The organism is Salipiger bermudensis (assembly GCF_020171625.1).
Taxonomy (GTDB): domain Bacteria; phylum Pseudomonadota; class Alphaproteobacteria; order Rhodobacterales; family Rhodobacteraceae; genus Salipiger; species Salipiger bermudensis_B.
On record NZ_JAIUZY010000007.1, the window covers coordinates 45200 to 68828 of the forward strand.

Annotated in this window: 28 protein-coding genes and 1 pseudogene; 16 read left to right on the plus strand and 13 right to left on the minus strand. The window is 65.9% G+C overall.

Translation table 11 applies throughout. The features are described from left to right. Window positions 1-5: 5 nt before the first annotated feature. Together LCM15_RS13665 and LCM15_RS13670 are read right to left on the minus strand one after the other, a co-directional pair. Window positions 6-209, minus strand: coding sequence for a hypothetical protein (locus LCM15_RS13665; RefSeq protein ID WP_224857319.1), 204 nt, complete (start codon window positions 207-209; stop codon window positions 6-8). After that, the gene (locus tag LCM15_RS13670) at window positions 206-655 is read right to left on the minus strand and encodes a hypothetical protein (RefSeq protein WP_224857321.1); all 450 of its coding nucleotides are present in this window, start codon (window positions 653-655) and stop codon (window positions 206-208) included. The genes LCM15_RS13665 and LCM15_RS13670 overlap by 4 nt, the downstream gene beginning before the upstream one ends. Before the next feature lie 275 nt (window positions 656-930). Between LCM15_RS13670 and LCM15_RS13675 the strand changes: the two genes are divergently transcribed. From LCM15_RS13675 to xerC, 9 genes and pseudogenes are all read left to right on the plus strand, one after another. Next, window positions 931-1368: a helix-turn-helix domain-containing protein gene (locus LCM15_RS13675; protein WP_224857323.1), complete on the plus strand. Its 438-nt coding sequence runs from the start codon at window positions 931-933 to the stop codon at window positions 1366-1368. Window positions 1369-1633: 265 nt separating this feature from the next. After that, the gene (locus LCM15_RS13680) at window positions 1634-1975 is read left to right on the plus strand and encodes a hypothetical protein (protein ID WP_224857325.1); all 342 of its coding nucleotides are present in this window, start codon (window positions 1634-1636) and stop codon (window positions 1973-1975) included. Beyond that, window positions 1972-2145 (plus strand): hypothetical protein, encoded by a 174-nt coding sequence (locus LCM15_RS13685; RefSeq protein ID WP_224857327.1) that lies wholly within the window; start codon window positions 1972-1974, stop codon window positions 2143-2145. The genes LCM15_RS13680 and LCM15_RS13685 overlap by 4 nt, the downstream gene beginning before the upstream one ends. 1018 nt (window positions 2146-3163) lie before the next feature. Continuing rightward, window positions 3164-3292 carry a hypothetical protein gene (locus tag LCM15_RS22780; RefSeq protein ID WP_263619657.1) on the plus strand — a complete coding sequence of 43 codons (129 nt, stop codon included), beginning with the start codon at window positions 3164-3166 and terminating at the stop codon, window positions 3290-3292. After that, the gene (locus LCM15_RS13690; protein WP_224857328.1) at window positions 3279-3536 is read left to right on the plus strand and encodes a hypothetical protein; all 258 of its coding nucleotides are present in this window, start codon (window positions 3279-3281) and stop codon (window positions 3534-3536) included. Before LCM15_RS22780 ends, LCM15_RS13690 begins: the two co-directional genes overlap by 14 nt. 91 nt (window positions 3537-3627) lie before the next feature. Further along, window positions 3628-3888 (plus strand): annotated as a pseudogene (locus LCM15_RS13695) (DNA translocase FtsK); the annotation flags it as partial. Window positions 3889-3966: 78 nt separating this feature from the next. Then, window positions 3967-4242, plus strand: a complete 276-nt coding sequence (locus tag LCM15_RS13700; RefSeq protein WP_224857671.1) for a DUF2312 domain-containing protein — start codon at window positions 3967-3969, stop codon at window positions 4240-4242. An 82-nt stretch (window positions 4243-4324) separates the two neighbouring features. Further along, window positions 4325-4534, plus strand: coding sequence for a DNA-binding protein (locus tag LCM15_RS13705; protein ID WP_224857330.1), 210 nt, complete (start codon window positions 4325-4327; stop codon window positions 4532-4534). Between the two features lies 1 nt (window position 4535). Then, the gene (gene xerC, locus LCM15_RS13710) at window positions 4536-5639 is read left to right on the plus strand and encodes a tyrosine recombinase XerC (protein WP_224857332.1); all 1104 of its coding nucleotides are present in this window, start codon (window positions 4536-4538) and stop codon (window positions 5637-5639) included. Window positions 5640-6188: 549 nt separating this feature from the next. On the opposite strand, the gene LCM15_RS13715 is transcribed toward xerC, so the two are convergent. The 7 genes from LCM15_RS13715 to LCM15_RS13745 form a co-directional block, all read right to left on the minus strand. Beyond that, window positions 6189-7556 carry a methyl-accepting chemotaxis protein gene (locus LCM15_RS13715; RefSeq protein ID WP_224857335.1) on the minus strand — a complete coding sequence of 456 codons (1368 nt, stop codon included), beginning with the start codon at window positions 7554-7556 and terminating at the stop codon, window positions 6189-6191. 78 nt (window positions 7557-7634) lie between these two features. Beyond that, complete coding sequence (locus tag LCM15_RS13720) at window positions 7635-8633, minus strand: LLM class flavin-dependent oxidoreductase (protein ID WP_224857336.1); 999 nt, start codon at window positions 8631-8633, stop codon at window positions 7635-7637. A 118-nt stretch (window positions 8634-8751) separates the two neighbouring features. Then, window positions 8752-9540: an FAD binding domain-containing protein gene (locus LCM15_RS13725; protein ID WP_224857338.1), complete on the minus strand. Its 789-nt coding sequence runs from the start codon at window positions 9538-9540 to the stop codon at window positions 8752-8754. Between the two features lie 109 nt (window positions 9541-9649). Beyond that, window positions 9650-12013, minus strand: a complete 2364-nt coding sequence (locus tag LCM15_RS13730; RefSeq protein WP_224857340.1) for a xanthine dehydrogenase family protein molybdopterin-binding subunit — start codon at window positions 12011-12013, stop codon at window positions 9650-9652. A gap of 116 nt (window positions 12014-12129) precedes the next feature. Then, window positions 12130-12615: a (2Fe-2S)-binding protein gene (locus LCM15_RS13735; protein WP_224857341.1), complete on the minus strand. Its 486-nt coding sequence runs from the start codon at window positions 12613-12615 to the stop codon at window positions 12130-12132. A gap of 96 nt (window positions 12616-12711) precedes the next feature. Continuing rightward, window positions 12712-13245: a CoxG family protein gene (locus tag LCM15_RS13740; protein ID WP_224857343.1), complete on the minus strand. Its 534-nt coding sequence runs from the start codon at window positions 13243-13245 to the stop codon at window positions 12712-12714. 200 nt (window positions 13246-13445) lie between these two features. Further along, complete coding sequence (locus tag LCM15_RS13745) at window positions 13446-13925, minus strand: hypothetical protein (protein ID WP_224857345.1); 480 nt, start codon at window positions 13923-13925, stop codon at window positions 13446-13448. A gap of 82 nt (window positions 13926-14007) precedes the next feature. Between LCM15_RS13745 and moaA the strand changes: the two genes are divergently transcribed. The 6 genes from moaA (at window position 14008) to LCM15_RS13775 (ending at window position 19523) form a co-directional block, all read left to right on the plus strand. Continuing rightward, on the plus strand, window positions 14008-15012 hold the full coding sequence (gene moaA / locus LCM15_RS13750) for a GTP 3',8-cyclase MoaA (RefSeq protein WP_224857347.1): 1005 nt from the start codon (window positions 14008-14010) through the stop codon (window positions 15010-15012). 275 nt (window positions 15013-15287) lie between these two features. Then, a complete protein-coding gene (locus LCM15_RS13755) occupies window positions 15288-15740 on the plus strand; it encodes a GNAT family N-acetyltransferase (RefSeq protein ID WP_224857350.1) in 453 nt (150 codons plus the stop codon). Further along, window positions 15740-17119 (plus strand): DUF2927 domain-containing protein, encoded by a 1380-nt coding sequence (locus LCM15_RS13760; protein WP_224857352.1) that lies wholly within the window; start codon window positions 15740-15742, stop codon window positions 17117-17119. Before LCM15_RS13755 ends, LCM15_RS13760 begins: the two co-directional genes overlap by 1 nt. After that, entirely contained in the window at window positions 17116-17283 is a 168-nt protein-coding gene (locus tag LCM15_RS13765) for an apolipoprotein acyltransferase (RefSeq protein WP_224857353.1), read from the plus strand. Before LCM15_RS13760 ends, LCM15_RS13765 begins: the two co-directional genes overlap by 4 nt. A 213-nt stretch (window positions 17284-17496) precedes the next feature. Beyond that, window positions 17497-18681, plus strand: a complete 1185-nt coding sequence (locus LCM15_RS13770) for a vWA domain-containing protein (protein WP_224857354.1) — start codon at window positions 17497-17499, stop codon at window positions 18679-18681. Beyond that, on the plus strand, window positions 18678-19523 hold the full coding sequence (locus LCM15_RS13775; protein ID WP_224857355.1) for a BadF/BadG/BcrA/BcrD ATPase family protein: 846 nt from the start codon (window positions 18678-18680) through the stop codon (window positions 19521-19523). Before LCM15_RS13770 ends, LCM15_RS13775 begins: the two co-directional genes overlap by 4 nt. A 244-nt stretch (window positions 19524-19767) precedes the next feature. Here the strand turns inward: LCM15_RS13775 and LCM15_RS13780 are convergent, their stop codons facing one another. The 4 genes from LCM15_RS13780 to LCM15_RS13795 form a co-directional block, all read right to left on the minus strand. Continuing rightward, window positions 19768-21117, minus strand: a complete 1350-nt coding sequence (locus LCM15_RS13780) for a PepSY-associated TM helix domain-containing protein (protein ID WP_224857356.1) — start codon at window positions 21115-21117, stop codon at window positions 19768-19770. A 104-nt stretch (window positions 21118-21221) separates the two neighbouring features. Then, window positions 21222-21587, minus strand: coding sequence for a DUF2946 family protein (locus LCM15_RS13785; protein WP_224857357.1), 366 nt, complete (start codon window positions 21585-21587; stop codon window positions 21222-21224). Between the two features lie 969 nt (window positions 21588-22556). Beyond that, window positions 22557-22913 (minus strand): hypothetical protein, encoded by a 357-nt coding sequence (locus LCM15_RS13790; RefSeq protein ID WP_224857358.1) that lies wholly within the window; start codon window positions 22911-22913, stop codon window positions 22557-22559. Window positions 22914-23049: 136 nt separating this feature from the next. Beyond that, entirely contained in the window at window positions 23050-23316 is a 267-nt protein-coding gene (locus LCM15_RS13795; RefSeq protein ID WP_224857359.1) for a hypothetical protein, read from the minus strand. Window positions 23317-23362: 46 nt separating this feature from the next. Here LCM15_RS13795 and LCM15_RS13800 point away from each other — a divergent pair, with 46 nt between their 5' ends. Next, complete coding sequence (locus LCM15_RS13800; RefSeq protein ID WP_224857360.1) at window positions 23363-23605, plus strand: hypothetical protein; 243 nt, start codon at window positions 23363-23365, stop codon at window positions 23603-23605. Window positions 23606-23629: the final 24 nt, after the last annotated feature.

The window sequence follows — 23629 nt, forward strand, 5'->3', positions numbered from 1 at the left end:
GGGTGTCACGTCGACACCTCCCACGGCGCCGACGGCATGGTGACCGGCGCGGTAACTCCTAAAGCGCTGCTGATCCCCACGCGCGGCACATACGCGATCGTCAGCCCGTCGCGGGTCTCACGGGCCAGCGGCTTGCGGTCCTCGCGCGGGCCGCGCTCGAACGGGCGCATCACCGGCGGGCGGCCGAGGAGGTCGGTCTCGAAGCTCATTTCGACGCCGCCCGCATCGGCACGGCCCCCTTGGCGCGCGCCTCGCAGAGATCCGCCATAGCGAGGTGCTTCTCGGCAGCTTCGCGGTGCTCGACGACGGCGCGGCTCCAGTCTTCTTCGCTGGACGACCGCGCCGCCTTGAGACCCGCCTCAACGGCCTCTCCATGTTCCTTGGAAATCTCGCCGATCAGGTCATAGGGGCAGGCATTGACCGGCGCGTCATGGGTCTGCGCCCGGTAGCTGTCGAAACAGGCGTTCTTGGTGGCGTCCTGCAGAGCCCACGCCCAGAGCAGCGGCACCTCGGCGTTGCCGTGCTCGATCCGGCTCAGCGTGCCGATGCTGATCGAATGACCGACCGCCGAGGTGATGACCGCAGCGGCAGCTTCCTTGCCACCCGCCTCGGTCACGAGGTTCTTGAACATCTGCGCGGCGACTTTGGGCTGCATCTGAAAGGCCTTTTCCTTCGGGTTGACAGGGAGTTGCGCCATGCAAGGAGCATGGAAGACGAACTAAGATCAGGCGCCGAGCGTCATCATGCAGCCCCACGCTCGCTCTCGAGCTTGTTCATTTCGGCGCGGATCGCGGCAACCTGTTCCTGCGTCTGCTCAAGCCGACGCACGAGACGCTCGTACATTCTCGGATTGCCGGTTGCCCGACGACAAACGGTGGAAGCCGAGACGCTGGTACGCGCTTCGAACTCTTTCAGCTCACGGAGGATTTCATGATGCTCAGCCATGCGGACAAAAGTGCCAATTGGCACATTATTAGTCAAGTGCCAAATGACACGTTGCGAGGAATGCCGAACGGCATTCTAAGCGGGCCCATGGCTGATGATTTTCGCAGCGCCCTCTTGTGGCACATGGACACTTACGAAACGACCATTTCCGACCTAGCATCAGCGACGGGCGTGTCCCGCGATGTCATCAATAAGCTGAAGGCCCGCGAGAACTCATCGACCACCGTTGAAAACGGGATGCTGATAGCCGCCTACTTCGGCAAAACTCTGAATGAGTTCATTACGAGACAGGAAGCGACAACTACTTCGAGACTCAACGCGCTCTTCTCTCTGCTTCAGCCAGAAGAGCGGCGACTTGTGGAAGCACAGATTCGCGGCCTGATCGCCGAACACCAAAGCAGATCGCAGCCTCCGCAAAACTGAGCACCTGCTCTTTTTCCGCACACTCTAGCCGCTGACACGCCTCGGCCATCCCGCTTGTCACGTCTGAACTCACGCCCTGAAATCCCCGTACTAATGCCTAATGGCATACTCGTTCACCATTCGTACCGCAATGGGCGACCATTATATGTGCCAAATGGCACTTATCCGTTGACCTAGTGCCAATTGGCACATATTGTCCCAACCATCCTCGCCGAAGACGCCTCAGGCCGATCGCGGGTTTTGACACCTCAGATGGGAGGGACGCATGTTCAAGACAGGGACTTTCACCGCCGTATCGCGCACGCTCTGCTCGCCCGGCGTCGTTCACTTGGCGCCCGCCGCCGCGCAGGATGCGTGGCTCGCCGCCAAGGAAGCACGCGGTCAGCCGCTGAGCGCCGCGCAGATGGCCCGGCTCGAGGCCATGCCGAGCCACTACCCCGGACACGCCGCGATCCCCGAGGCGCCGTTCGTCGAGGTAATCGACTTCGACGACCTCGACGACATCCCCGCTCCGGCACCTAGCGCGCCTGAGATCGGTCTGCGCCGCGCCATGCCGGCGATCCGCGCGGCGGTGGCAAAGCTCGCACGCGGCGGAGACGCGGCATGATGGATCGTTCGCATCTCGCCCGCCAATGCGAAACCTTCGAGCACCATACCGAAGACGCTCTTGTTTGGCGCCCGCCGCTACTCATCGTGTTCGCGGCGATCCTCGTCTGGGTATGGATCATTTTCGAGATCCACCAGGTCGTGCACCGCGCCCCCGGACTATTCGAATGACAGCGCCCGCCATCACTAACGGACCCGCCCCTGTCCCTCTGCCGGGCGACCACCTGTGGTATGCCCGGCAGCTGTCTCAAGCCACATCGCCCACCGTACGCGCATCTCGCGGCGCGTAGAATTCCCCCTTTCTGACGCGGAGCCTCAAGTGGGCGAAACAGACATGATTGAGCGAACAATGACCAAAAAAATCGATCTCCGGGCCGCCATCACGACGAGGCTATATCCCAGATTGAACATTGCGCAGAAAATTATGATTGCTATCATATACTTGAGGGCACGGATCACCACTCACAGAATCACTTCCCTCATGCTGCCGAGCGCGAAGTATCCCTGCGCTCGGCAGCGCCTCGCCGAGACAACGCAGCTCCTTCGAAGAGAAGCGCTCGGCTTCAGCATTATGGGACAAGCCGCACAGCCAATTGATGTCGGACTGCAGTCCGAGAGCGGAAATGTTCCTCTATTCGGAGACGAATTTACCGGAGGTGCCATCGCCCCCGGCCGAGGGCCGGCTTTGCCGGCCGGGCAAAGCGCTACGCTGCACTCCTACGGTCGACCACGACACGAGAAATCTGGTGAGAGGGGCGGCGCATTCCAGCCAACGCAGTTAAACAAAAGCAACGCTAACAAACAAACTAAAATCGAACCCGCTACATCCGCACCGCTGGCTGGAATGCAGCGCACTTGTGACAAGCCTGAGCGCTCGCATCAAGGCAGGCAACTTGAAAATCGTCGGCGCCCCCCTGCCAACTCACCAATAGTTTACTCGGCGTCATGCTGTGGCGTAAATCGCGCTAGCACACCCACAACCCTGGGACCTTTAGAGCAGCGTCCGCATCAACCTATTAAAGACAAAAGGGCTCGTCGACGCCGCGCGTCGCCGCAGGGTTCTCGAATCACAAAGCCCGCCATCACTCACGGACCCGCGCCTGTCCCGCGGCCGGGCGACCACCTGTGGTATGCCCGGCAGCTTCGGGCCCTACCCGGCTGGCAGCTTGGCGAGATCCCGGGCGACGTGATGCTCGAGGCCTGCAGCACCGTGATCGCGCTGTCGCACGCGCCCGACGAGATCGTCTCGGCGCGCAAGCTGGCCGCCGTCCTGATAGGAGAGATGGCCGGAGCCGGAGGTGAGCATGACAGCTTCTGACACCCCGCTTGCGCAGCGCGCCGGCATCCTTTGCAACGATGCGCAATTCCAGCGCTTCGCCGCGGCCCGCTCGGGCTTAGAGGATGGCCAGTTCAGCTCCAGCGCCGCCGCCGAGTTCCTGCGCACCTTCTGCCGGATCGAGAGCCGCCGCGCTCTCGACACCGACGAGAAAGCCCGCGCCCGCTTCAGCGTCCTGACCACCGAGTTCGACGCCTGGACAGGCCGGATCGCGACCCACCGATAACCGAATGCCGGGCATTCCGCCCGCATCCCCCTGCCGCACATATCTTGGCCGGTGCGCGCGGCAGGGGGCCACTCATCAGACGGAGGGCCTCATGCCACGCACTTCCGAGAAGACGAACGTTCTACCCTTCGCAGAGCAGGCGCCGCCCTCACCGGAGGCTCTCACAGCGGCCTTGGCTGTTGCTGCTGACGAGCACACCCACCGCGCGGCCGAGCTCGTGATCGAGACCAAGAAGGCCTCGACCAGCCTCCTGCAACGAAACCTTGTGATCGGCTACAACCGCGCCGCCCGGATCATGGAGGCCCTTGAAAGCCTGGGAATCGTCACGGCCGCCGATCATGTCGGCCAGCGGGACGTTGTCGCGACGGAGATCCCCGCCGCGCTCCGGATCGCAGAAGACGCGCGCCTTCTCACGTCGGACAAACCTCCGATGAAGGAGACCGAGGCCGACAAGGAGGTCCGGAGCAACGTCTACGGCGTGGCTGCCGGCGAGCTTAGAAGCTTCGTCAAGCGCTTTGAGCGCCTCGAGGCCGAGAAGAAAGAGATCGCAGACCAGCAGAAGGAGGTCATGGCCGAGGCCAAAGGCCGCGGCTACGACATCAAGGTGCTGCGCAAGGTGATCGCGCTACGCAAGCGCGACAAGGACGACATCGCCGAGGAAGAGGCGGTGCTCGAGATGTACAAAGCCGCCCTCGGGATGGAGTAGCGCGCGCCTGACCTCTGATGCCCATGTCAGCGCCCCAGTGATGGGGCGTTGCGATGTACACCAGACCGCCGTTGGATAGCACATGCCGACCACTCTCGACTTCGCACCGCGCCTGATGCCAGTAACGCAGGCCGCGCACTACATCGGCGTCAGCCCGTCAAAGCTCCGCTGCCTTCCGATCCCACGCAAGATCTTGGACGGAAAGCGCGTCTATGATCGCTTCGACCTTGACAGCTATGCCGACGGCCTCGTTACAGAGGGGGAGGTTGAACCTGACAATGGCGGCTGGTGACTTGAAACTGAAGTATCCGGGCCTGATCCCAAGGCGGAAGAACGGCAAGATCGTCGCGTGGCGTGTCCGAGTCGAGGGCGATGTAAACCGGAAGATCACTCTCCCGTTTGGCCCGGAGAACCCTGATTTCCACGCGCACTACCGATCGGCGCGCGCTGGCGTGAAGCTGGCGTCACCCGAGGACCTGTCCCCCGAGCGCGGAACTATGGGATGGCTGATGCAGGCCTACCTAGACCACCTCGAAAAGCAGGTGGCAGCAGGACAGGCCTCGCCACTGACACTGAAGGAACGCAGGAACCTCGCCGCCTTCATCCTCGGTCAAGAAAGCGAGCAGAGAAACTCTCGAGGCCGAGAATATCGCAGCCTACCCCTGACCATTCCGGCGGCCGAGCTCGAGGCATTCAAGGACCGCATGGCCAAGACGCCAGGAAAAGCCCGCAATGTCTGGAAGCTCCTGACCGCCGCATACGATTTCGGGATGTCTCCGGCGAGGAGGTATTGCTCTCTCAACCCGGCCCGCGCGGTGGCAAAGCCAGTCTATAGAAGCCAGGGCGGAGCGACAGCCTGGACGATCAACGATCTCGAGCGGTTTCGCGAGAAGCACGAGCCCGGCTCAGCCGCGCACCTCGCCCTCACGCTGTTCATGTTCACAGCGTGCAGGATCGGCGATGCGGTATGGATCGGGAGGGACCAAGAAGAGCGACATGGCGGCGCGATGTGGCTCGCTTGGCAGCCGACTAAGAAGGGGTCTCGGTTTGTGCGCCTTCCGGTTCTCAAACCTCTCGAGCGAGCCATCAAGGCCCAAAAGGTCGTCGGCCCGTCCTACCTGCTGACCGCTCACGGAAAGCCTTTCGCCAGCCCTGAGGCACTGCGGAACCGAATGAAGAAGTGGGTCATCGAGGCCGGCCTTCCGGCAGACCGCTCTTCCCATGGAATTCGGAAGGCAGCCGGGCACCTCCTAGCCCTTCACGGCGCGACCCAGTACGAAATCATGGCAGTTCACGGTCATGCCAATGCCGCCACCTCGCAGGTCTACACGGAGACGGTGGAGCGTATGCGCCTCGGAGAGATGGCCGTGTCGAAATTGGCCGGTATGGAATGGTGATGTGGACCACGCGAAATCCAGAACGCAGCTCATCCCGATTTATCGTTCAAAATCAACATCGTTTTAGCGCTATGCAAGTCCCTCCGGGCCTACCAAAAATGTTAACACAGAGCGGTGCTTCTCAGAATAACGGCACTCCGCTTCTCGCACCGCGGCCCAGCCCTGTTGGCGTCTTCTTTCACGCCCAGTCCTTGATTTGTCGGCCCCGCCTCTCGCTCGCCGACCCTGTTCCGTCGGCCCATCCCTTGGCGCGCCGCCCGTGACCTGCTCCTCCCATTTTTCACGTCCCGACCCCGCCCCAATAGTCGGCGACGCGCGCTTCGAACCTGCACCGTCGGTCACAACTTTCCGGCTCCAACTCTGGCCTGTTGGCCCCGCCCCGGGCACGTCCTGTCCCTAGGCTGTTGGACCCGCCACTCGCGACCGGCGCCTGCACCGTTGGTTCCGCCTCTTGCGCCATCCGCCTGCCCTGTCGAGCCTGCCGTTCGCCTCCCCGGAGCGCCGCTCTCGCCGCGCCGAAAGACCCCGCCCTCGTGCCGCCAATCGGCACTACCATCCGGCGTTGGCGACGCGCGGTTCGGGCTCTTGCTGAGGGGCCGGCTCAGGCGCTTCGTCGGCGATACGGAACACCCGCACGCCGTCCGAGAGGGTTCGGCTGTTGTGGCTCAGGCTGCGGATGGCGCTGGCGGTTTCGTTGACCATCGCGGCGTTCTGCTGGGTCACCGTATCGAGCTGCGAGATGGCGGTGTTGATTTCGCCCAGCGTCATGGTTTGCTCTTTCAGCCCGTGCACCACCTCGCGGATACGGTCCGAGATCCGGTCGACGCCGGAGAAGATGCTGCCGAGCTCGCCGCTGGCGCGGCCCACGAGTTCGACCCCGGCCTTCACGTGGGTGCCGCTTTCGCTGATCAGCGCCTTGATCTCCTGCGCCGATTCCGCCGAGCGCTGCGCCAGCGTGCGGACCTCGGAGGCCACCACCGCAAAGCCGCGCCCGGCCTCGCCGGCGCGCGCCGCCTCGACCCCGGCATTGAGCGCGAGAAGGTTGGTCTGAAAGGCGATGTCGTCGATCACCGAGATGATCTGCGAGATCGAATCCGACGAGGTCTCGATGCGCTTCATCGCATCTGTGACATCCTCGACCACCCGGCTGCTGCCTTCGGCGGCGGTCTTGGTCTCTTCCGCTTCGCGCCCGACCTCGGACGCGTATTCGGCGGCGGATTTGGCGTTGGCGTTGAGTTCTTCGACCGCGGCGGCGGTCTCTTCCAGCGTCGCGGCCTGAGTCTCGGTGCGCTGCGACAGCTCGTCGGAATTGTCGCCGATCTCGGAGGCGACGCTGTCGATCTCGCCCGAGACGCTTTGCACCTGGCGGATCAAGCCGGCGATATGATCGGAAGCGGCGTTGAAGGCATCGGCCAGCTCACTAAGACGATCCTGTGCCGAGAGCCTCACGCGATGCGACAGATCGCCGGCGCTCAGCGCCTCGAGCCCCTCGGCGAGGGCGCGGATCGCCTGACGCTGGCCGGTGATCTCGGTCGCGATCTTGGTGATGCGCACGACCTGCCCGGCCTCGTCGTAGACCGGCGCATAGGTGGCGGAGATCCAGATCACCTTGTCATCTTTGGTGATGCGCGGAAATTCATCCGAGAAAAACTTGCCGGCGCGAAGATCCTCCCAGAACGTCTGGTAGGCCTCGGTCTCGCGGTAGCGTTTCTGCACGAAGATGCTGTGATGCTGGCCGACGACCTCGCTTTCCTCGGTGTACCCGAGTGCCGAAAGGAAATTCTCGTTGGCGCGCAGGATGGTGCCGTCGGGCGCGAAATGGATCACCGCCTGCGTGCGTTCGACGATCTGCAAGATCGCCTCATCGCCGGTCACTTCGTGCTGGCTGTCTGTCTTCGACTTGCGGAAAAACCACATGCAAACGCTCCTTCAGGCGGTTCCTGAAGAAGCGGATACATCGAAAGACCTTTCCAGAGACTGAACAGGCGCGCAGTTTTACGCTGCGCGCGCGTCCAGCCCCCGAAGCGCATCCATCGCGATGGCGTAGCTCTTCTGCCGTGCCTTGGGGTCGTGCATCGCGCTCGACAGGATCAGCTCGTCCGGGCGGTAGCGCTCGATCAGCCGCGACAGACCCGCCGACACCTGCGCCGGGTCGCCGGTCGCGCTCACGCTCAGCGCCTGTTCGACCATCGCGACATGGCGCGCGTCGGCCACCTCGTGAATGTCGTCCACCGGGCGGGGCAGCTTGCCGGGGTGACCGATGCGCAGGTTGATGAAGGCCTGCTGCTGCGAGGTCTTGAGCCGCAAGGCCTCGGTCTCGGTCTCGGCCGCCCAGACATTCGCCGCCAGCATGAAGCGCGGTTCGTCGGTGATGCCGGGCTGAAAGCGGTCGCGATAGATCTCCACCGCCTGCTCCAGCGCGTCGGGGGCGAAATGCGAGGCGAAGGCATAGGGCAGCCCAAGATGCGCCGCGAGCTGCGCGCCATAGAGCGACGAGCCGAGGATCCACACCGGCACATGCGTGCCCTCGCCCGGCACCGCGCGCACCGGCTGGCCTTCGCGGGCTTCCTGGAACAGGCCGATGAGCTCGACCACGTCCTCGGGGAAGCGGTCCGACGAGGCGTGGTTGCGGCGCAGCGCCATGGCGGTGATCTGGTCCGAGCCCGGCGCCCGCCCGAGCCCGAGATCGATGCGATCCGGGAACAGCGTCGCCAGCGTGCCGAACTGCTCGGCGATGACGAGCGGCGAGTGGTTGGGCAGCATGACGCCGCCGGCGCCGACGCGGATCTTGCTGGTGGCGGCGGCCACCTGACCGATCACCACCGAGGTCGCGGCCGAGGCGATGCCCACCATGTTGTGGTGCTCGGCCAGCCAGAAGCGGTGATAGCCCAGACGCTCCACATGGCGCGCCAGATCGAGCGTGTTGTTCAGCGCGTCGCGCACGGTGCCGCCTTCGGGTACCGTGGAGAGATCGAGAACGGATGCGGGGATCATAGCGGGCCTTTCTGTAGCGTCGTCCTCCCGCATATAGGCATGAACCCCGGGACTTGAAGATGCAAAGACCCCCGGCCCTTGTCGGACCGGGGGTCATGTCACACGGGCGTGAGGCGGCTCAGGCGGCGGCCTTCACCGCGCGTTTGGTCAGCACCGCGATCAGGTGGGCGCGGTAGTCGCCCGAGCCGTGCAGGTCCGAGATCATGCCGTCGCCCGAGAGCGACAGACCCTCGAGCGCGTCGGCGCCGAAGGAGTTCGACAGCGCGTCCTCGGCCTCGGACCAGCGGAACACGCCGTCCTCGGAGGCGCCGGTCACCGCCACGCGCACGCCATCGGCGTATTTCGCCAGGAACACGCCAACCAGCGCAAAACGCGAGGCGGGCTGCTCGAACTTGATGTAGGCCGCGGCCTCCGGCACCGGGAATTTCACCGCGGTGACGATCTCGCCCTCTTCGAGCGCGGTGGTGAACATGCCCTCGAAATAGTCGTCCGCCGCGATCTCGCGGGTGTTGGTGACGATGGTCGCGCCCGAGGCCAGCGCCGCCGCCGGGTAGCAGGCGGAGGGGTCGTTGTTGGCGAGGCTGCCACCGATGGTGCCGCGGTTGCGCACCGCCGGGTCACCGATATTGATCGCGAGATAGGAGAGCGCCGGGTAGGCCTCGGCCACCTCTGCCGCCACCGTGGCATGGGTGGTGCCACCGCCGATGGTGACGGTGCCCCCCTCGATCGTGACGCCCTTGATCTCGTCGATCTGCGCGAGACTCACCAGCACCGACGGCGCCGCGAGGCGCGCTTTCAGCGAGGGGATCAGCGTCTGACCCCCGGCCAGCGGCTGCGCCTCGTCCTTGCCCAGCGCCGCCACCGCGTCGGCGACGGTGGTCGGGATCTCCAACTCGAAGCTGTACATCTTCCATCCTCCTGTCGAAGGGTCTGCGGGCGCAGCGCCCTGCCCTTCTTCACGGTCCAAATACTCAACGATCCGGGGGCGCCGTCAAGCGGTGCCGCCGGAAAGAGGCTCAGCCCTGCATCGCTTTCCACACACGGTGCGGCGAAACCGGCATATCCACATGATCGACATGGGTGTAGCCGCCCGAATGCAGCGCGTCGATCACCGCGTTGACCACCGCCGGCGGCGAGCCGATGGCCCCGGCCTCGCCGCAGCCCTTCACCCCGAGCGGGTTGTGGGTGCAGGGCGTGGCGCAGGAATGGTCCACGAGGTAGAACGGCAGGTCATCGGCGCGCGGCATGGCGTAGTCCATGTAGGACGCCGACAGGAGCTGGCCGTTCTCGTCGTAGACGCAGCTCTCGAGCAGCGCCTGCCCGATGCCCTGCGCCAGACCGCCATGCACCTGCCCTTCCACGATCATCGGGTTCACCACGTTGCCGAAATCGTCGGCGGCGGCAAAGCGCTCGATGGTCACGCGCCCGGTCTCGGGGTCGAGCTCCAGCTCGCAGGCATAGGCGCCAGAGGGATAGGTGAAGTTCGCCGGATCGTAGAACGCCGTCTCCTCCAGCCCCGGCTCGATATCCTCGAGCGGATAGTTGTGCGGCACGTAGGCGGCGAGCGTCACGTCGCCCCACGCCACCGACTTGTCGGTGCCCGCCACGGTGAACTGGCCGTCCTTGAGCTCGATATCCGCATCCGAGGCCTCGAGAAGGTGGCCCGCGATCTTCTTGGCCTTGTTGATGATCTTCTCGGTGGCGCGGACCATGGCCGAGCCGCAGACCGCGAGGCTGCGCGAACCGTAGGTGCCCATGCCGAAGGGGATCTTGGAGGTGTCGCCATGCACGATGTCGATCATGCTCTCGTCGATGCCGAGCATTTCGGCCACCACCTGCGGGAAGGCAGTCTCGTGGCCCTGCCCGTGCGAATGCGCGCCTACCATGACCGAGATCGACCCGGTGGCATTCACCCGCACCGTGGCGGCGTCGTAAAGGCCCGCACGCGCCCCGAGTTGGCCCACGAGGTTCGACGGCGCGATGCCGCAGGCCTCGATGTAGCAGTTGATGCCGAGACCGCGCAGCTTGCCGTTGGCCTCGCTCTCCTTGCGCCGGGCCTCAAAGCCCGCGCGGTCGATCATCTCCTCGAGCTTGTCCATCGTCGCGGTGTAGTCGCCGGTGTCGTATTCCACCGCCACCGGGGTCGCATAGGGGAAGCTGTCGATGAAGTTCTGCCGGCGCAGGGCGATCGGATCGACGCCCAGCTCGCGCGCCGCCTTGTCGACCAGCCGCTCGAGCTGGAACGTGGCCTCCGGGCGGCCCGCGCCGCGATAGGCATCGACCGGCACGGTGTTGGTGAAAACGGCCTTCACGTTCACCTGGATCGCCGGGGTCTTGTAGTTGCCCGCCATCAGCGTGCCGTGCAGCCACGTGGGCACCGACGACGAGAAGGTCGACAGATAGGCGCCCATGTTCGCCAGCGTATCGGTGCGCAGGCCGATGAAGTTGTTGTCGGCATCGAGCGCCAACTCGATCTTGGTCACGTGGTCGCGGCCATGGGCGTCGGACATGAACGCCTCGGATCGGGTCGAGGTCCACTTGACGGGGCGGTTGATCTGTCGCGACGCGAAGGTGACGAAAGCCTCCTCGGCGTAGTGGAAGATCTTGGTGCCGAAGCCGCCGCCCACATCGGGCGCCACCACGCGCAGCTTGTGCTCGGGGATGCCGAGCACGAAGGCGCCCATCAGCAGCCGGATCACGTGCGGGTTCTGCGAGGTGGTGTAGAGCGTACTTTCGTCATTGGCGCGGTTGTACTCGCCCAGCGCGACGCGCGGCTCCATCGGGTTGGCCACGAGACGGTTGTTGATCAGCTCGAGCGTGGTGACATGCGCGGCCTTCGAGAACGCCTCGTCGATGGCCGCCTGATCGGAGCCGAACTGCCAGTCGTAGCAGAGGTTGTCGTCGAGATCGTCATGCACCTTGGTGGCGCCGGCCTGAAGCGCGGCCTTCATGTCGACCACCGCCGGAAGCTCGTCGATATCGTAGACGATGGCCTCTGCGGCGTTGCGCGCCTCCTCGAGGCTCTCGGCCACCACCGCGGCGATGGGATCGCCCACGTGGCGCACCTTGCCCTGTGCCAGAACCGGGTGCGCGGGCTCCTTCATCGGCTTGCCGTTCTTGTCGGTCACTTCCCAGCCGCAGGGCAGACCGCCGATGCCCTCGAAATCCTTGCCGGTGAAGATCCGCACCACGCCGGGCATGGCCTCGGCCTCGCTGGCGTCGAGACCGGTGATGGTGCCATGCGCCACGTCCGAGCGCAGGAACACGCAATAGGTCTGGCCGTAAGTGCTGATATCGTCGGTGTACTGTCCCGTGCCTGTCAGGAAACGCACGTCCTCGCGGCGTTTCTGCGAGGCTCCGATGCCATGATCCTTGGGCATAGAAAACTCCTCCCTGGGTGTGGCGGGCAGCCCCCGCCTTGGCAGATCCCTCCCGGGGGCCGTGATCCGGCGGGTCCTCCTCCCGCCGGTCCGGCCTGTCCGGTCGTTGGTTCGCTCTATTCGGCGGCGATGCCGGTCACGTCCTGCCCGCTCGCGGCCAGGATCGCCTTGACGATGTTGTGGTAGCCGGTGCAGCGGCAGATGTTGCCCTTGAGATACTCGCGCACCTCGTGCTCGGTGGGCTTGGGGTTGTCCTTCAGCAGCGTCGCTGCGGACATCACCATGCCCGGGGTGCAGAACCCGCACTGAAGCCCGTGATAATCCTGGAACGCCTGCTGGATCACCGACAGCGAGCCGTCGGCATTCGCCATGCCCTCGATCGTCGTCACCGAGGCGCCCTCGGCCTCGGCCGCAAAGATGCTGCAGGCCTTCACGCTCTCACCGTCCACATGGATCACGCAGGCACCGCACTGGCTGGTGTCGCAGCCCACATGGGTGCCCGTCAGGTGCAGCTCGTCGCGCAGAAATTCGGTCATGAGCGTGTTGCCCGAGACCTCTTTCGAGACGGCCTTGCCATTCACCGTCATCGTCACCTTGGTCATCAAGTCCTCCCTGGGTGTTCCTGTCTGTTGTTCTTTGCTGGTCGCGGGCCACTTGCCGGCCCGCTGGATCGGATGATCGGGTCGCGCGTCGCGAGCTCAGCTCGAGACCATGCGCTTGAACCATCCCTTCTTCTTGCCCTCTTCCGCAGCCTCGCCCTCGGCCTCCGGCGCCTCCTCGGGATCGGTAGGCCCTTCGACCGCGTCCTGCAGGTTGGTGAAGAACTGGTCGGCCATCTTCTTGGCGAAGCCGTCGATGATGCGGCTGCCAAGCTGCGCCAGCTTGCCGCCGACCTTGGCATCTACCTCGTAATGCAGTTCGGTGAGCTCGTCGCCCTTGGCGGTCAGCGTCACGTCGGCGCTGCCCTTCGCAAAGCCCGCGGCGCCGCCCTTGCCCTCGCCCGACAGCGTCAGGCTCTCGGGCTCGTTGCGGTTCGACAGGACGACCTGCCCCTTGAAGGTCGCCTTCACCGGGCCGACCTTCTGCACCACCGTGGCCTCAAAGCCGTCTTCCGGCGAGCCGGTCATCTCGGTGCAGCCGGGCACGCATTGCTTGAGGACCTCCGGGTCGAGGATCGCGGCCCAGACAACCTCGCGGGGGGCCTTGATCTCGCGCGTGTCGCTCATCTGCATGGTGAGGTCCTCCCTTCTCTTGCTGGCCCCACAATACACGTTGCGTGCGGGGCGCATATAAGACCAATGGCGCAGACCAGTGGTGTGTTTCGGGCCGGACCCACCGGGGGACCGGCCATTGCCCGCAGCATGGACAATGCCCTCTTCGCTGCCAAGCATATTCGTCAGACGCCCCGGCGCGCGCGTCGGGGCGGGCGCCGTCAGCCGCCGGCGTAGACCTCGACCGTGGGCAGGTCGGTCAGCGGCGCCTCGATCAGGCGCATTGCGGCCAGCGAGATGCGGCTGCCGGCGGTGGCCGGTCCGTCGATGGGGGTCAGTGTCACCTGCGCCGATTTGCCAGAGCCAGGGAACACCACGCGGCCTTCCTGCTCGGCGCTGACCAGCGGCGTGTCGAGCCAGAAGCCCGGCTTCGAGGGATCGCCCAGCGACACCACGGTGGTGCCGAGCTTGCTTTCGCCGCCCGCGGAGGGCGCCGACGCGGCGGCGCGCTCTTCGGCGCTGGTGGTGTCGAACTGTTCCTCGGTGCGGGCGCCTGCTGGCGGCGCGATGCCGCTCGCGGGCCGCGCTTCGGGGCGCGCTGTCTGGGTTGCAGGGGTGGCGGGCTCTTTCTGCTGGGCCGGGAACATGGTCTGGCCACAGGCGGCGAGCAGCAGGACGGGGAGGAGGGAATACGCTTTCATACCGGCAGCCTAGGCCCAATCTTCAGGCCTGACAATCGCCTCTCTCCTTGCCGAGCGGCGCAATCGCGCCTAGGTTTCGCGGATGGAAAAGCTCATCGATCCCTTCGCGCGCCCGATCTCCTACCTGCGGGTCTCGGTCACCGACCGCTGCGATTTCCGCTGTGTCTACTGCATGTCAGAGAACATGAGCTTTCTTCCCAAGAAGGAGCTGCTGACTCTGGAAGAGCTCGATCGGCTGTGCTCGACCTTCATCGGGATGGGGGTGGAGAAGCTGCGCATCACCGGAGGCGAGCCTCTGGTGCGGCGCGATATCCTCAAGTTCTTCCAGTCGATGACCCGGCATCTCGATTCGGGCGCCCTGCGCGAGCTGACGCTCACCACCAACGGCTCGCAGCTCGAGAAATTCGCCAAGCCGCTTTACGAGGCCGGGGTGCGCCGGGTGAACATCTCCGCCGACACGCTCGACGAGGGCAAGTTTGCCGAGATCACCCGCTGGGGCCGCCTGCCGCAGGTGCTGCGCGGCATCGATGCGGCGCAGGCAGCGGGGATGCGCGTCAAGCTCAACGCCGTGGCGCTCAAGGGCTTCAACGAGGACGAGCTGTTCTCGATGACCGAATGGTGCGCGGCGCGCGACATGGACCTCACATGGATCGAGGTCATGCCGATGGGCGACATCGGCAACGAGGATCGGCTCGACCAGTACTGGAAGCTGAGCGACCTGCGGTCGCGTCTGGCGGAGCACTACACGCTGACCGACCTGCCCGAGAGCACCGGCGGCCCGGCGCGCTACGTGCGGCTTGAAGAGACCGGGCAGAAGATTGGGTTCATCACGCCGCTCACGCATAATTTCTGCGAAAGCTGCAACCGGGTGCGGCTGACCTGCACCGGCGAGCTTTTCATGTGTCTGGGTCAGGAAGACAATGCCGACCTGCGCAGCGCGCTGCGCAACCATCCCGGGAGCGACGCGCCGCTCGAGGAGGCGATCCGCGCCGCCATCGAGCGCAAGCCCAAGGGCCACGACTTCGACTATTCGCGCCAGAGCGTCGACGGTCGCGTGTCACGCCACATGAGCCACACCGGCGGCTGATTCCGACTCCCGCGAAAAATCTTCGTACGAAGATTTTTTCGCCTGACCGCTTCGCGCCGAAGATTTTTCCTACGAAAAATCTTACCGCCTGCCACGGTGACGGCAGGACGTCAGCTCGAGCCCCCGGCGCGTCAGCATACCCCAGCCCGCGCGGCAAAATCCGCCAGCGCTGCGGAAGAAAGTTGGGTCACGCGAGGCTTTGTGCCTATACTCGCGCCAATCGGGCCCGAGACCCGCGCAAGAGCAGTGATGGCAGAGGCAGGCAAGAGCAGCACATGACGAAGAACACCGTGACCGTGCGCCCGCTCCGGGCGGCAGACGAAGCGCGCTGGCGCGAGCTTTGGACGGGGTATCTCACCTTTTACGAAGCCTCCGTGAGCGAGGAGGTCTACAGGACCACCTTTGCCCGACTGCTCGACAGTGACGAGCGCGAGTTCAACGCACTGGTGGCCGAACGCGACGGCGACCTGATCGGCCTCGTACATTACCTTTTCCACCGCCATTGCTGGCGGGTCGAGAATGTCTGCTACCTGCAGGATCTTTTTGCCGCCCCCGAAGCGCGCGGCACCGGGGCTGGCCGAGCGCTGATCGAAGCGGTCTATGCCGAGGCCGACGCGGCCGGGGCGCCCAACGTCTACTGGCTGACGCAGGAGTTCAACCACACCGCCCGGCAGCTCTATGACCGGATCGGCACCCTGACCCCCTTCATCAAGTACCAACGGACGTGATGCGCCGACGGCTGTTTCCGGTGCTGATGTGGCTGGCCTCCTGTATGCCGGTCGCAACTCCGGAGACGGCGAGCCGCGCCGCCGCCGCGCTGGGAGATCTCGGCCCGCTGCCGGCGATGAAGACTTTCCCGCGCACGCAGCCCGCTCCGCCCGCCATCTCGAACGCGGATCTCGCGCGCGACGTGCTGGACCTGGCCTTCGCGCTGGAATCGGGGCGCCCGCTGGAACAGTTCTCGCGCTTCGAGACACCGATCACCGTCACGGTGCGGGGCGAAGCGCCGCCCACCCTGCTGCCGGACCTCGACCGGCTGCTGGCGCGTCTGCGCGGCGAGGCGGGGATCGACATCTCCCGCAAGGATGGCAGCACGGCCAACGTCACCCTCGTCGCCGTGCCGCGCCACGAGATCCGCCGCCACCTGCCTCAGGCGGCCTGCTTCGTGGTGCCCAATGTCAGCTCGCTCAAGGAGTATCTCTCCGCGCGCCACAGCCGCCGCGTCAGTTGGGCCGGTGTGGCGCGGCGCACGCGCGTGGCGATCTTCGTGCCTGCCGATGCCGCCCCGCAGGAACTGCGCGACTGCCTGCACGAGGAGATCGCGCAGGCGCTCGGGCCGCTCAACGATCTCTACCGGCTTGGCGACAGCGTGTTCAACGACGACAACGTCCACACCGTGCTGACCGGCTATGACATGATGGTGCTGCGGGTGTTCTACGATCCGGCCCTGCGCCCGGGGATGCGCCGCGACGAGGTGGCCGTGCGCCTGCCGTCGATCCTCGCCCGGCTCAACCCCGAGGGGCGCCTGCATCAGGCCCGCCGCCTTCCCGCCACTCCGCCGGACTGGGGCGCGGCGGTGCAGAGGGCGCTCGGCCCCGGCACGGGCCCAGACGCGCGCCGCAGGGCCGCGGCAATCGCATTGGGGATCGCCGAGCGCGAGGGCTGGCGCGACCACCGGCTGGGCTTTTCCCACTACGCCATGGGCCGGGTGCTTCAGGGCAGCGAGCCGGAGGCGGCGCGGCGTGCCTTCCTGCGGGCCAAAGACGCCTTCGAGCACGCACCGGGCACGGCGCTGCACCTTGCTTATGTCGACGCCCAGCTTGCCGCCTACGAGATCCACGCCAACCGCCCCGAGGCGGCGCTGGCCCTGACCGCGCCGCATCTCAAGACCGCCATGCGGCACGAGAACGCGGCGCTGCTCTCGACGCTGCTGATGTTGCGCAGCGAGGCGCTCGTTCTCGCCGGGCGGGCCTCCGAAAGCCGTCTGCTCAAGCTGGACTCCCTGGGCTGGGCACGATACGGCTTCGGCCCGGACTGGGCCGTGCGCGCCAAGGCGCGCGAGATCGGCTCGCTCAATCCGCTCAAGGGAGGCAGGGGCGCAGGATGATCGTGATCGCTGGGGTTCTCATCGGGGCCATCATCGGCGGGCTGACCGCCAAGCGCCGCAAGGGCGACCTTGCCGATATCGCGCAATTCGTGGTGGTCTATGCCATCGCCTTCGGGCTGGCCGGGCTGATCGCGACCATCGTGATCGAGAAGCTCGCAGCCTGAGCCGCGCGCCTTGCGGCAAAGTGAGGGAAGCAATCAGGGGCACTGCCCCTCTGGCGCCTGCGGCGCCATTCACCCCGGGATATTTTTGGCCAGAAGAAGACGGGGCCGCGCGCCAGCGTGCAAGCGGCCTGCGATTTTCCGCGGGGTCGCATCGGGGGTGGTTGCGACCGGGGCCGCTTCGCGTAAGGTGAGCGCACCCGCAGCGGAGCCCGCATGTTCGTACCGTTCTTCGAAACCCTTCGCGCCGCGCAGGTGCCTGTCTCGCTCCGCGAGTACCTGACCTTTCTCGAGGCCATGCGCGCGGGGCTTGCGACCTATGACGTCGAAGGGTTCTACTACCTCGCGCGCAGCGCCATGGTGAAGGACGAGCGCCATCTCGACCGCTTCGATCAGGCCTTCGCCCACGCGTTCAAAGGGCTCGACGAGATCGGGCTGGAGCAGATGCTCGAGGCGGTGGACCTGCCCGAGGAGTGGCTGCGCAAGATGGCCGAGAAGCACCTTTCCGAGGAGGAGAAGCGCGAGATCGAGGCGCTCGGCGGGTTCGAGAAGCTGATGGAGGCGCTGCAGGAGCGTCTGCGCGAGCAGCAGGGCCGGCACCAGGGCGGCAGCAAATGGGTCGGCACCGCCGGGACATCGCCTTTCGGCGCCTATGGCTACAATCCCGAGGGCGTGCGCATCGGCCAGAACGAGAGCCGGCACCGGCGGGCGGTCAAGGTCTGGGACAAGCGCGAGTTCCGCAATCTCGACGACAGCGTCGAGCTTGGCACCCGCAACATCAAGGTGGCGCTGAAGCGCCTGCGCCGCTGGGCCCGCGACGGGGCGCAGGACGAGCTCGATCTCGACGGCACCATCCGCGCCACCGCCGAGCACGGCTATCTCGACGTCAAGACCCGGCCCGAACGCCGCAACGCGGTGAAGCTGTTGTTGTTCTTCGACATCGGCGGCTCGATGGACCCGCATATCAAGGTGGTCGAGGAGCTGTTCTCGGCGGCGCGCTCGGAGTTCAAGCATCTCGAGCATTACTACTTCCACAACTGCCTCTACGAGGGCCTCTGGCGCGACAATCGGCGGCGCTGGGACCAGCAGACCGCGACCTGGGACGTGCTCAACACCTATGGCTCGGACTACAAGTGTATCTTCGTCGGCGACGCCTCGATGAGCCCCTACGAGATCGCCTATCCGGGCGGCGCCAACGAGCACTGGAACGAGGAGGCCGGGCAGGTCTGGCTCGAGCGTGCCCGAACGCAGTGGCCCGATCACCTGTGGATCAACCCGGTGCCCGAGCGGCACTGGCCCTACACCCAGAGCATTGGCATGATCCGCGAGATCTTCGACGACCGCATGGTGCCGATGACGCTGGACGGCATCGAGCGTGGCATGAAGGAGCTGTCGCGATGATCCTGGCGGTGGATGGCGGCGGGTCGACCTGCCGAGTGGCGCTCGAGCATGCTGGCAGCCGCCACGTGGTGAGCCTTGGCGCCGCCAACGTGACCAGTGATTTCGACGGCGCGGTGGCGCGCATCAGCGACGGTCTGAAGGCGGTGGCCGAGGCCGCCGGTCTGGGCGTCGAGGACCTGCGCGGCTGCCCGGCCTATCTCGGGCTGGCCGGGGTCACCGGGACGGCGCTGGCGGACGCGGTGGCGCGTGCCCTGCCCCTCGATCACGCGGTGGTCGAGGAGGATCGCCGCGCGGCGGTGGCGGGCGCGCTGGGGCCGGCGACCGGCTGCGTGGCCGGGCTTGGCACCGGCAGCTTCCTCGCCCGTCAGGACGGCGACGGCGTCCGCAGCATCGGCGGCTACGGGCTCGTGCTGGGCGACGAGGCGTCGGCGGCGTGGCTGGGGCGCGAGCTCTTGATCTACACGCTGCGCGCGCATGACCGGCTCGAGGCGCACACCCCGGTGTCGGAGGCCCTGCTCGCCGATCTGGGCGGCGCGCCCGGTCTGATCGCCTTTGCGGCGAGGGCGACGCCAGAGAGCTTCGGCCAGCTCGCACCGCGGGTGACGGAAGCCCCGGACGATCCGGCGGCGGCGATGCAGATGCGGCGTGGCACGGCCTACGTGGCGACCGGTCTCAACGCGCTCGGCTGGCGCCCCGAAGAGCCGATCTGCCTGATCGGCGGTGTGGCCGGCGCCTATGCCGACTGGCTGCCCAAGGAGATGGCCGAGGCGCTGCGGCCCGCCGAGGGCAGCGCGCTCGACGGCGCGCTGGCGCTGGCGCGGCGGCTGGCCCCGGAGGTCTGAGCAGCGGAGCATGTGAGTTTTGGCGGCTGATACGTACGGCTGATGGATCGCAAACGCGTGGCGAAATGATGTAGAGCGCGGCCCGGGTGATCCGCTTGAAGCCCGGCCACGGTCAACGCGCTGGCGCGGGCTACGTCGCGAGGCCGGGTCAAGCGCAGCGCGGCCACGCCCGCCCCCGGCGCGCTGCCGCGCTCGACCACGCTGTCGCGGAAAGGCGCCCGGCGAACCGGGCGCCAGAGAAGCCTCAGGCCAGCGCCCTGCGCCTCTGGCGAAAATGGACCACGATCTCGACCGCCACCAGCACCAGCATCGACAGGCCGACCAGCGGGAAGAACACCCCCGCGACGACCGCCATCAGCATCAGCGTGCGCGGGATGCGCCAGTCTGCCGGCACCTGCGGCACCCCGAGCGCCCCCGAGGGGCGGCGCTTCCACCACATCACGGCCCCGGAGACGCAGAGCCCGACCATCGCGACACAGGCCAGCAGCAGCATGATCTGGTTCAGCAACCCGAACTCCTGCCCCATGTGGACCGAGATCCCCCACTCGGCCCAGCGGCCCAGCGTGCCGAGATCGGCAAGCCCGGCATCGTAGAGCACCTCGCCGCTGTACTGGTCGAGGTGGATCACCCGCTCATCGGTGATGTCGTCGGGATAGACCGAGGCGGTAAAGACCCCCTCCGCCCCGCGCGGCATCGATACCGCGTAGCCCGGCACGAGGCCAAGCTCCTCGACCGTCGCGACCACCTGGTCGAGCGTCCGCGGCACGCCCTCCGCCGATCCGGATTGCGGCACCGGCTGCTGCTCGATGATCCAGGGCGCGCGGTCGGTGGCCTCGGAAAGCGGCACGCTCGAGAGCGGCAGCCCGGACCAGTAGCCCTCGGGCATTCCGAGGCCCAGCTCGTTGGCATACTCGTAGAACTTGCCCCCCCAGACCGCGGACCACGGCAGGCCGGTCATGGCGAGGAACACGATGAACCCGGCGGTATAGATCCCGGTGACCGCGTGCAGATCGCGCCACCACGGCCGGCCGCGGCTTGCCTTGATCGACACGGTACCGAGCTTCTTGTTGCGCGGCCACCAGAGGTAGGTGCCGGAGGCCACGAGCAGCACCATCCAGCCTGCGGCCATCTCGATCAACCGGTTGCCGAGCCAGCCAACATATTCCAGCGAGTGCAGCTTCCGCACGATGTACATCGCCGGGCTGCCGGCGGCGCCCGCGTCCCACAGCGTACCGAGCACCGTCCCGGTATAGGGATCGACATAGACCGTGTTCTTCAGTCCGCCGGGACCGAGGATATCGACCTCGGCGCTGCGGTTCTCCGCCGCCGGGGGCGTGTAGGCCTTGATCTCGCCGGGATGGGCGTCGAGCGCGGCGCCGGCGATCGCGGTGGGTGCGAGTTGGCTGGCCGCCGGCTGGACGAAGCGAAGCTTGCTGTGGGCGGCGTCGTTGATCTCGTCCTTGAAGAGATAGATCCCGCCGGTGAGCGCAAGGATCAGGACGAAGGGCAGGATCAGCAGACCCGCGATGAAATGCCAGCGCCAGACAGCGCGGTAGAGCGCGGCAGAGCCCGCGCGAGAGGTGGTTTCCGTCATGAGGCATATCCGATTGGCCCGGCGGCCTGCCGGGCACGTTAAACAAGGGCCGGGCGGACGCGCCGCCGCGGCGAGATGTCGGAAGGGAGGACGGCGTAGAGCCGTCAGACGGAGACCGGTGGCGCCCTCGTGGAATGACGCAGGTTGCGGGCCTGCGCGTTGCGATGCAGATCATCGCGGCGCTGCCACGCCTCGTGCGGCTCAAGCAGGGTGTGACGCTCGGGCCGGGCGCTCTCGGGGGCGTCGGGAAGGCCATGACACAGCGGACAGTGGTGATCGTGCCCGGCGTGCCCGTCGTGTTCGCTATGATCGCCGCAAAGATCGGCGGGGTCGTCCCCGTAGACGAGCGCGTATGCCTCGTAACCGGCGGAGGCGCGCTCAGGGCTCATGAGCATGGCGGAGAATACGCTCGACAGTGCCAGCAGCACGCCGAGAGAGAGACCCACCGAAAGAGACGCCCGTTCACGCATGACAGGCTTTTTGCACAGCCCAGGCCCGGACGGAAGCGGCGAAATGTCTCCCTGTCGGTGGGCCAACCAAGGTCGGTGTGCCAAGGCAGTGGTTGGAGCTGAGAACCCTCTCCTCCCGCCCATCTTCTGTGACACCGAACCGGCCACGCGCCCGGCGGGTGGCACGTGCTCCGAGAGATCCACTCGGCAACCAGCGCTCTTCTCGCGCAACGGACCCGGCCTCGCGCGACGGCTGTCGGCGCGTCCGAACCGCCCTCCCGCCAAGCGACCGAACTAGCCGCCATCCGCTTGCCCGTCGTCCGCATTCCGCGCACCGACCCCGCGACAGATCGCGCGCCATCCGAACGCCGCCATCTCGCAGTCGATCCATGCGCGGGTTTAACCCGTGCATCGGGGGTAGCGGCAGCACCCTTTCGGCCCTGTGACCCGAGGCGCATTTCGGTTAGGCCACGCAAATATGTGGAAATGCTGGTGGGTGATGAGAGACTCGAACTCCCGACATCTTCGGTGTAAACAAACCGACCGCTCGCCAAGCTATTGGCATTTGGTCATGTGAACACTTCGTAAAAAGGCGATGTTCTCGGTTTGGCCAAGGTTTTCAGGTTCACTCAGGTTCAATGAACTTTGGCGCGCTTCGTAAATCTCCGCCCGCCGACCAGCCGAACCGAACCTCATCCGGTCGCCCCACCCGCCCGCAGGCCGAGCACCTGAGACGGGCCAGCGCAGCGTCGGTCATCACCCACCCGGTCGCGTCCCTGTCGGAGCGCGGCAGGTCTGCCATCATCAGGACCGTGTGACGCCCGCAGGCGCAGCTGAGAAGGGCGTAGTGACCGCGGCGCATGGGGATCTCAGATCACCACCATCCAAGGGCCGACCTGCACCCAGAAGCCACCAAGCGCTTTGCTGACGCCCATGCCGATCGCCAGGGGCTCTGGGGACTTGAAGAACTTCATCGCCTGCGCTCCCAAGTCATACCGCGCTGACAGCGGTCAAACCGATCGCACTGCGCGCTTCCCTGACACTCACTTGGCCAGAATTGATTTTGAAGATCAGATCATCACTACCCAATGACGAGATGATCTCGCGACGATAGGCGTAGGCCTTCATGGCGAAGACTGGAGCCATGCCTTGCTGCACCATTCCTTCGACCGCAGCCACTGTACTTTCCGGGTAGGTGATCTTGGCGTTGCTTCCCCTGGCAATCGACGACCCACCCTTGTCGCGACCGAGCGCGGAAAGGACCTCTTCACCCAGGCAACGCTTTGAAAATACGGAGCTACATACCCCGACCCGTTTCGCAAATTCCGTTTGAGAAACCCTTTCCATCGCCTTCGCTCCTATTCGTGTTCGGCCGCAAATGCGAACGGCCCCGCGCACCACCAGGTCACCAGCCTGTTCCCCGCCGCGTCCTCACGGACCTGCTGGCCGATGCGCCAATGCTTTGGGTTGAGGCAAAACGCTATCATGATCCACATGGCTCTTCCTCCTGACTGGAATGTCGCGGGGCATGGCAATAGCGAACGCCGGTCAGGCTCTCGCCGCAATCCCCGCAGAACTTGTAGCGCCCCTCGGCGATCACCAGATGGTCGCCGCCGCCTCTAACCTCGCATCCTCCGCCGAGGCGGCGGCGGAGCTCTTCAATTTCGTCAGCGGCGCGGATCATGCATTCCCCGACGTGCGTCCCCGGCAGTGCCGAGGCGCGGAGCTCAGAAATCAGATCAATCGCCATCGCCTCGCTGATTTCGACACGTCCAAATAGACCGAAAGGAATAGGCATGGCACGACTCGAAACCGGCAAGGTCCAAGAGGGCGACGACTGGCCTGGCATTTTCATTCGCGGTGACAATGCGCTGATGGCCTTTTCCCCCGCCCTCAAGGCGCTGATAGACGGCAGCGCCAGTCCGATCGAGATGGCCTACTGCGAAAGCCTTCTGCGGCTCCTGAATAGCGCCGATGTTGCGGTTGGCGAAAACGCCGTCCAGCGCGTCACGATCACCCAGTCCGAACAACCCCGGTGATGCCCGGCCCGCCCACCGCCGGCA